Source organism: Streptomyces sp. NPDC060027 (genome assembly GCF_042737005.1).
Lineage (GTDB): Bacteria > Actinomycetota > Actinomycetes > Streptomycetales > Streptomycetaceae > Streptomyces.
Genome location: NZ_JBHWVI010000327.1, coordinates 1 through 7,061, shown reverse-complemented (window position 1 = coordinate 7,061; position 7,061 = coordinate 1). Strand labels below are relative to the sequence as shown.

The 7,061-nt window shown below is 72.3% G+C and carries 8 protein-coding genes and 1 pseudogene; 5 read left to right on the top strand and 4 right to left on the bottom strand.

Annotated features, from left to right (window positions below):
- The first annotated feature begins 46 nt into the window (after positions 1–46).
- Positions 47–439, top strand: a complete 393-nt coding sequence (locus ACFWBT_RS40440) for a VOC family protein (RefSeq protein ID WP_385709094.1) — start codon at positions 47–49, stop codon at positions 437–439.
- 196 nt (positions 440–635) lie between these two features.
- Here ACFWBT_RS40440 and ACFWBT_RS40435 read toward each other — a convergent pair whose 3' ends face one another.
- Positions 636–1,229, bottom strand: coding sequence for an MBL fold metallo-hydrolase (locus ACFWBT_RS40435; protein ID WP_385709091.1), 594 nt, complete (start codon positions 1,227–1,229; stop codon positions 636–638).
- 130 nt (positions 1,230–1,359) lie between these two features.
- Here ACFWBT_RS40435 and ACFWBT_RS40430 point away from each other — a divergent pair, with 130 nt between their 5' ends.
- Entirely contained in the window at positions 1,360–2,268 is a 909-nt protein-coding gene (locus ACFWBT_RS40430) for a GlxA family transcriptional regulator (RefSeq protein ID WP_385709096.1), read from the top strand.
- Positions 2,269–2,542: 274 nt separating this feature from the next.
- Entirely contained in the window at positions 2,543–3,022 is a 480-nt protein-coding gene (locus ACFWBT_RS40425; RefSeq protein WP_385709088.1) for a hypothetical protein, read from the top strand.
- A 256-nt stretch (positions 3,023–3,278) separates the two neighbouring features.
- Here ACFWBT_RS40425 and ACFWBT_RS40420 read toward each other — a convergent pair whose 3' ends face one another.
- Positions 3,279–3,584 carry a DUF4235 domain-containing protein gene (locus ACFWBT_RS40420; protein WP_385709085.1) on the bottom strand — a complete coding sequence of 102 codons (306 nt, stop codon included), beginning with the start codon at positions 3,582–3,584 and terminating at the stop codon, positions 3,279–3,281.
- 136 nt (positions 3,585–3,720) lie between these two features.
- Between ACFWBT_RS40420 and ACFWBT_RS40415 the strand changes: the two genes are divergently transcribed.
- A complete protein-coding gene (locus ACFWBT_RS40415; RefSeq protein ID WP_385709083.1) occupies positions 3,721–4,779 on the top strand; it encodes a cation diffusion facilitator family transporter in 1,059 nt (352 codons plus the stop codon).
- Between the two features lie 144 nt (positions 4,780–4,923).
- Here the strand turns inward: ACFWBT_RS40415 and ACFWBT_RS40410 are convergent, their stop codons facing one another.
- Complete coding sequence (locus ACFWBT_RS40410) at positions 4,924–5,367, bottom strand: nitroreductase family deazaflavin-dependent oxidoreductase (protein WP_385709080.1); 444 nt, start codon at positions 5,365–5,367, stop codon at positions 4,924–4,926.
- Between the two features lie 146 nt (positions 5,368–5,513).
- On the bottom strand, positions 5,514–6,146 hold the full coding sequence (locus tag ACFWBT_RS40405) for a LysE family transporter (RefSeq protein ID WP_385709077.1): 633 nt from the start codon (positions 6,144–6,146) through the stop codon (positions 5,514–5,516).
- Positions 6,147–6,872: 726 nt separating this feature from the next.
- Between ACFWBT_RS40405 and ACFWBT_RS40400 the strand changes: the two are divergent.
- Positions 6,873–7,061 (top strand): annotated as a pseudogene (locus ACFWBT_RS40400) (cytochrome P450); the annotation flags it as partial.

Sequence of the window (7,061 nt, the reverse complement as noted above, 5' to 3'; positions counted from 1 at the left end):
CAGCGTCCGGACGCCGCGTCGTCCCGGAACCCCTTTCGGAGGAAACATGGCACTGGTCACGGCAGCCGTCGTGGTGCTGGACTGCGCCGAGCCCGAGAAGCTCGCGGCCTTCTACAAGGAACTGCTCGACGCCGAGGAGACGCACGCGAGCGCGAACCGCGTCGAGATCAAGGGCACCGACGGCATGCGCATGGCCTTCCGCCGGGACGGGAACGCCACACCGCCCAGCTGGCCGCGCCCCGAGAACGCCTTCCAGGCCCACATCGACCTCCACGTGGACGACCTCGACGCGGTGGAGCTCGTGGTGATCGGCCTGGGCGGGCGGGCGCTGGAGACCAAGGACGCGTCCGGCCCGTTCGAGGAACGCGGCTACGCCGACCCGGCCGGACACTCCTTCACCCTGCGGTGCGTCCGGTCGACGGCACCCAAACAGGGCTGACCGCCCGGCCGGACTCCTCGGCTCTCTCCGCCTGTGTCACGGACGTGGTCCTCCTGGCCGACGGGGCCGGGGACCGCCGCATGCCATGCCCCCCATCACGGCACGCGGGCTGCCGGTCCGCGACGCCGATCGGCTCACCGCGCTCACGCCGCCGCCGACCGGCGGAGCAGCGCGACCGGGGTGCGGACCGGACCCCTCAGCGCGGCGTGGTGTCGTCGGCCTCGAACGGCCCACCGTGGCCCGGCACGATCAGGTCCGCGGCGTCCAGCACCCGGAGCCGGGAGGCGCGCAACACGTCACGGTCGGGGGCCACGGGGTCGTCCGCCGGGCCGTTCGCGTCCCACCACAGATCGCCGGCGAAGGCGACCACACCCGAGTCCGTACCGGCCAGCAGCGTGATGTCCTCGGGACTGTGGCCCGGAGTACGGATCAGACGCAGTGACGGCGTGAGGTCGTAACCCTCCGCGTCCCGGTTCCTCCATTGGTCGCCGAGGTACTCCACCTTGTGGTCGTGCACCCGGGCTCGCCCGAACAGGCCCACGTTCATGGTGTTGTCCGGGTGGTGGTGACTGAGCACCACGTCGGTGATGTCGTCGGGGCCGAGTCCCAACTCCGCGAGCGGGGCGAGGATTCGGTCGCGGCTCGCCACCATGCCCGGGTCGAAGATCACATGCCGGCCCGCGTCGAAGACGTAGGAGACGGTGGCGGCGACCCCCGGGCCGGTGGAGCCCGTGTAGCCGGTGGTCAGGATCGTGTACACGGCATTGCGGCCGAGCGGTGCGTCTGTCATGGCTCTGATCATTCCGCGTGGGCGGACCGTCCACGAGTGGCACAACTGCCGCTGATCGCAGGATTCGTGCCACACTGCTCGCGTGCCTCCCTTCGCCACCGTGGCCGCGTACGCCCCGCCGGGAGTCGGCATGCTCGCCGTCGGCATCGTCGCCGAGGTCTTCGGACCGCACGGCGAGGCACTGCCCGGCTTCGACCTCACCCTGTGCACCGACCGGCCGGGGCCGGTCCCCACCGACGTGGGCATACCGCTCACCGTCACACACGGCCTGGACCGGCTCGCCTCCGCGGATCTCGTGATCGCCCTGCCATGGGCCGACTTCCGCACACCACCCGCACCCGCCGTGCTCGACGCGCTGTCGGACGCACACGGGCGCGGCTCGCTGGTCGCGGCCCACTGCGTCGGCGCCTTCGCGCTCGCCGCCGCCGGCCTGCTCGACGGCCGACGGGCCACCACCCACTGGCGGTTCGCCGAACTGCTCGCCCGCCGCCACCCCGACACCACCGTCGAACCCGACGCCCTCTACATCGACGAAGGGCGCATCCTCACGGGCGCGGGAGCCGCCGCGGGCTTCGACCTGTGCCTGCACCTGCTGCGCCGCGAGCACGGAGCCGCGATGGCCAACGCCGTCGCCCGGGACGTGGTCCTGCCGTCCCATCGCGACGGCGGGCAGGCGCAGTACCTGGCCGCCCCCGCCCCCGAAGACTGCGGCGACGAACGACTGGCCGAGGTCCTCGCGTGGGCCCGCGAGAACCTCCACGAACCGCTTCCCGTCGCGGAACTGGCCCGCCGCGCGGTGATGAGCAAGCGCTCCTTCGCCCGCCGCTTCACCGCCGCGACCGGCACCACCCCCCACGCCTGGCTGCGGAGCCTGCGTCTGAGCAGCGCCGAGGAACTCCTGGAGACCACGGACCTCCCGGTGGAGGAGATCGCCCGCCGCGTCGGATACGGAAGCGCGGCCGTCCTGCGCGAACAGTTCGTACGGCGCAGGGGAGTGCCGCCCCGCTCCTACCGCCGGTCCTTCACGGCCGCGCCGTAGCGTCCGCGGCGAGCCGGTCCGGTCGGGCCGCGCCGGCGTCGCCGGCGAACACCACTGCCGCGCAACGGCGTTGCCGTAGCCTTTGGCCGACATCGCCGACCCTGCCGGCTCGCGGATCCATCCCGGGCCGCGGGTCTGCCGGCCCGATGCGAATGACCTCGCCGACCTCGCCCGCGGGTGCTTGTGGCGCCCCTCGACCGATCCGGTGCCGGGCTCGTCCCCCGCGGGACGCGCGGGGATACTTCGACGCGTTCCTTTCACACCCGGAGGGCCCATGCAGCTCCTGCCCCGCTCACTGTCGGGCTGGACCATCGCGGTCTTCGGCCTGCTCGCCGCCGCGATGGGGGCACTGGGGCTGATCGCTCCGGAAACCCTGCTCTCGCTCATGGGCTTCGCGCCGAACGGAGGCCCCGAACGCGCGGACGACGACTACACATTGGTCTTCCTCACCGCCTCGTCCATGGCGGCACTGAACATGGGCGTGTACTACGTGCTGGCCTCCCTCTCCGACTGGAAGGCCTTCTTCCGCTGGACTGTCCCCTTCCGCCTGCTGACCTGCGCGGTCTTCACGCTCGCGGTACTCGGCGGGCGTGCCCCGGACGGCTTCCTGGGTGTGGGCCTGTGGGAGGGAATGGGAGCCGTGGCCACTGGCGCGGCGCTGCGCCACGAGAAGCGGCGCGGGCTTCGCGCGTCCGACGGGACCGCACAGGACGGACGCACGGAGCGGCCCGTCCAGCCCCCGGCGATGAGCTGACCGGGCGGAGATCCACGTCGGACGAACGTGCGGGCCCCGTACGCCGCCGGGAGAAGGCTTCTTCGGCCCCGGGAGCGCGGCTCTCCCGCCGAAGAGGGACGTTCCCGCGGCGAACGCAGCGACGAGGGCGCCACGTGCCGCCGGTACGGGACGGAGAGGGCGACGGGGGCGACGGTCGGGCCGAACTCCCGCCGGAGCGACGCGGCTCGCCTTCGCCGGGTCGGGACTGCCCGCCGCGACTTGAACGCGCGCTTCCTCAGTCGCGGCCGGACTTGTCGGGGGAGGGCCACACGCCCGTGGAGCGTTCGATGGCCTTCGCGCCCGTGCGGTCCACCGCACTGCGCACGACGGCGAAGATCGCTCCCTGGAGGGCGGCGGCGAGCAGCACCTCACCCCAGCCGCGCTCCTTGTCCAGGGCGTCGGGTGCGTCCTCCTCGTGGCGTATCGCCATCCAGGCCTTCTGGAAGGCGAGTCCGGCGAGGGACCCTCCCGCCCAGCTCAGCACGAAGCCGACCGGCTTGTAGGTCAGGGACAGCTGGCGCTTCTTCTGCTTCTTGGACACCTGAGGCTCCTTCTTCGTTCTTCGAGGCCGCGGGTGTACGCCGGGCCTGCTCCGGCGGTACGAGTGCCCGATTTGTGGCGCCCGACTCCCTCGGCCGCGACGGTGTGAGGTGCGAAGGCAGGGGAAACCGACCGGAGTGAGCGCTGACGACACGCAGGAACGGTCGGACGAGAACCAGCGGACGAACGACAAGGAGGACGGGGCGGACAGCAGAACCAGGGTCACCGTGTGGGTGGCGCTGGGCGCCAACCTGCTGATCGCCGTCGCCAAGGCGGTGGGCGGCCTGTTCGCGGGATCGCCCGCGCTGCTCTCGGAGGCCGCGCACTCCGTGGCGGACAGCCTGAACGAGGTTTTCCTGCTGACCGCGCTCCGCCGCAGCCGCCGCCCCGCCGACCGCAAGCACCCGTTCGGCTACGGCAAGGAACGGTTCTTCTGGTCCCTGCTCGCGGCCGTCGGCATCTTCGTCATGGGCGGCTGCTTCTCCTTCTTCCAGGGATTCGAGGCGCTCCGGAACGGCGCAGAGGAGTCCTTCAGCGGCTATATGGCGGGGATCGCGGTGCTCGGCGTGGCCCTGCTCGCGGAAGGCGCCTCGCTGCTGAGGGCGGTCTTCCAGGTACGCGGCGACGGCGACGGCATGCGGGACCCGGCCCTGCGGACGGTCGTCGCGGAGGACGGCACCGCGGTGCTCGGCGTGACCTTCGCGATCATCGGAATGGTGCTCCACATGGTCACGGGCCAGGTCGTGTGGGAGGCCTCCGCCTCCTTCGCCATCGGGCTGCTGCTCGTGCTCGTCGCCTTCTGGCTCGGCCGCGACGCGCGCGACCAGCTCATCGGGCGGGCCGTCGACGAGGAGCAGAGCGGCCGGATCCGTGAGCTGCTGAAGGCGCAGCCCGAGATCGACAGCGTCGAGGCGCTGCTGACCATGGAGCTGGGTCTCGGCTCGACACTGGTGGCCGCCCGGATCGACCTCGTCCCGGGGCTCGACAGCGAGGAGGTCGAGGAGGTCGCCGTGCGCATCAAGCGCTCCGTGGCCCACACCTTCCCCGAGGCGGACCAGATCTTCCTCGACGTGACCGACGCCCGGACGGCGCGAGCGGCCGCCCGCCGCGGCGAGACGGGGGCGAGCGACTGGGTGCAGGTCGACGCCGCGGCAGCGGGAAACCCCGCCGCGACGGGGGAACGCGGCGGGGCCTGACGCACGGGTGCCCGACCCCCGGCGGCTCATGCACACCGATCGCGCGGGGATCCGGGAGGGATCGGTGCCCGCCGGGGAGCCGGTGCCGGTCGGCGGGGTCAGTCGGTCGAGGTGGCCGGGGTCAGTCGGCCGGGGCGGCCGGGGTCAGTCGGTCGGCTCCAGCACGAAGACGGGGATCTCCCGGTCGGTCTTCGTCTGGTAGTCGGCGTACGGGGGAAACGCGGCGACCGCGCGCTCCCACCACTGGGCCTTCTCGTCGCCGGTGATCTCCCGGGCCGTGAACTCCTTGCGCTCGGGCCCGTCCTGGAGCTCGACGCGAGGATCGGACGTGACGTTGTAGTACCAGACCGGGTGCTTGGGAGCGCCGCCCAGGGAGGCGACCACCGCGTACCGTCCGTCGTGCTCGACGCGCATCAGCGGGGTCTTGCGGATCTTGCCGCTCTTTGCGCCGCGTGTCGTGAGGATGATGACGGGCCTCCCGGTGTCCGTCAGCGTCGTGCCCTTGGTCCCACCGGAACTCTCGTACAACTCCACCTGTTCCCGCACCCACTGCGTGGGGCTGGGCTCGTACTCGCCCTCAAGTGGCATGACTTCCGTCCCATCGTCGCGTCGGAATGGCCGTGTCTCGGCATGATTCAACACCAGTACGGACGCGAACCTTCCGCACCGCTGCCCCGCGTGGCTTCGCGCGCCGGGCAGGTGCCCGGCGCGGAAGTGTGACAGCCGGCTGGTCCTCACGGCCGGGCCGCGAGCACGCGTACGGCCAGCAGCATGATCACGGCGCTCGACGCGAGCCCCGTCACCAGCCGTCCCCGGTGACCCGTCAGAGTCCGGCCGAGCAGCGCGCCACCCCCGGCGATCAGAAGCTGCCAGCTCGCGGACGCCACGAACGCGGCGAGGACGAACACCCCCTGTTCCATTGGGCGTACGGCCTCGGCCGTCCGGCTGCCGAGTACCAGGGCGGCGAAGTAGACGACCGTGGTGGGGTTCAGCAGGGTGATCCCCAGCAGCGCCAGGTAGGCACGGGCCGGGCGTGGGGGATCCTGGCCGGCGCGCACGGGGAGCCGCCGCTCGCGGTACTGGCGGACCGCGCCGATCGCACCGCGGACCGCCAGCGCGGCGAGGACCAGCACGGAGGCCCAGCGCAGCGGGAGCAGGAACGGCTGGAGCCCGGCCGCGAGCGCCGTACCGCCGAGGGCGGCGACGAGGGCGTACAGTCCGTCGGCCGTCGCGACGCCCAGCGCGGCCGAGGCGCCGATCCGCAGGGACGTACGGGCGGTGAGGGTGACGAGATAGGTCGCGACCGCTCCGACGGGCATGGCGATGCCATAGCCCGCGAGAAGCCCCGCGACGAGCGCGGCGGTCACGACCGGGGAAGCTCGGGCCTCCGCGGTCGGCCGGGCTGCTGCTGGACCCGCACCGGACGAACGGCGGCGGAGGTCGGCGGCAGGAAGGCTTCGATCGTGAACATGGGCTGATGCTCGGGCCACCGGATGTGGCCGCGCAACCGATTTTCGGGAGGGGTGTTCCGGAGGAGATCGAGCCACGCCCGCGGTGTCGGGGCTGCGGAAACGCGAGGCAACCGGAAGCGGGCCCACCGTGCTTCGGCCAGATCGTGCGAACCGCCCATCTGGCCGAACTTCGCGTGGCCGCATAGGTGCCTGAGGCATCTAATGAAGATCGGCCAGAGGGAACCGTCGCTTGCGAGGTCACTCATGACAGAAGCCCGCCAGACCCAGCCGCCCACACCCCAGCCCTCCACATCCCAGCCCTCCACATCCCAGCCCTCCGCACCTCAGCCCTCCGCATTCCAGCGCTCCACGTCTCGGCCCCCTGCATCCGAGCCCGCGGCATTCCAGCCCTCGGTGTCCGGGTCCCCCGCATCAGGGCCTCCGGAATTCCGGCCTTCGGCATCGGGGCCTCCGGAATTCCGACCGGCATTCCAACTCCCGGAATCCGGGCCCCTCGCGGTAGGGCCCCCGGGATCTCAACCCGCCACATCCCGGTTCGCCGCATCGGAAGCCCCCGCATCCCCGTCCCCGACAGCGGCGGTTTCCGCATCCCGGCCCACCGCGACCCGCCTCCCTCCACCGGTCGCCTTTCCGCAGGACCGCACGTGTCCCTACCACCCGCCCGCCGCCTACGCGCCGTTGCGCGAGGCGCGTCCGCTCACGCGGATCTCCCTGTTCGACGGGCGTGGAGTCTGGGTGGTCACCGGGCATGGCACCGCCCGCGAACTCCTCGCCGACCCGCGGCTGTCCTCGGACCGCACGCTGCCCGCG

What these genes read in the sequence shown, in the direction of transcription:
- ACFWBT_RS40410 (WP_385709080.1), bottom strand. Translation starts at nt 5,367, where the DNA reads ATGCCACTTGAGGGCGAGTACGAGCCCAGCCCCACGCAGTGGGTGCGG.
- ACFWBT_RS40425 (WP_385709088.1), top strand. Translation starts at nt 2,543, where the DNA reads ATGCAGCTCCTGCCCCGCTCACTGTCGGGCTGGACCATCGCGGTCTTC.
- ACFWBT_RS40440 (WP_385709094.1), top strand. Translation starts at nt 47, where the DNA reads ATGGCACTGGTCACGGCAGCCGTCGTGGTGCTGGACTGCGCCGAGCCC.
- ACFWBT_RS40430 (WP_385709096.1), top strand. Translation starts at nt 1,360, where the DNA reads ATGCTCGCCGTCGGCATCGTCGCCGAGGTCTTCGGACCGCACGGCGAG.
- ACFWBT_RS40435 (WP_385709091.1), bottom strand. Translation starts at nt 1,229, where the DNA reads ATGACAGACGCACCGCTCGGCCGCAATGCCGTGTACACGATCCTGACC.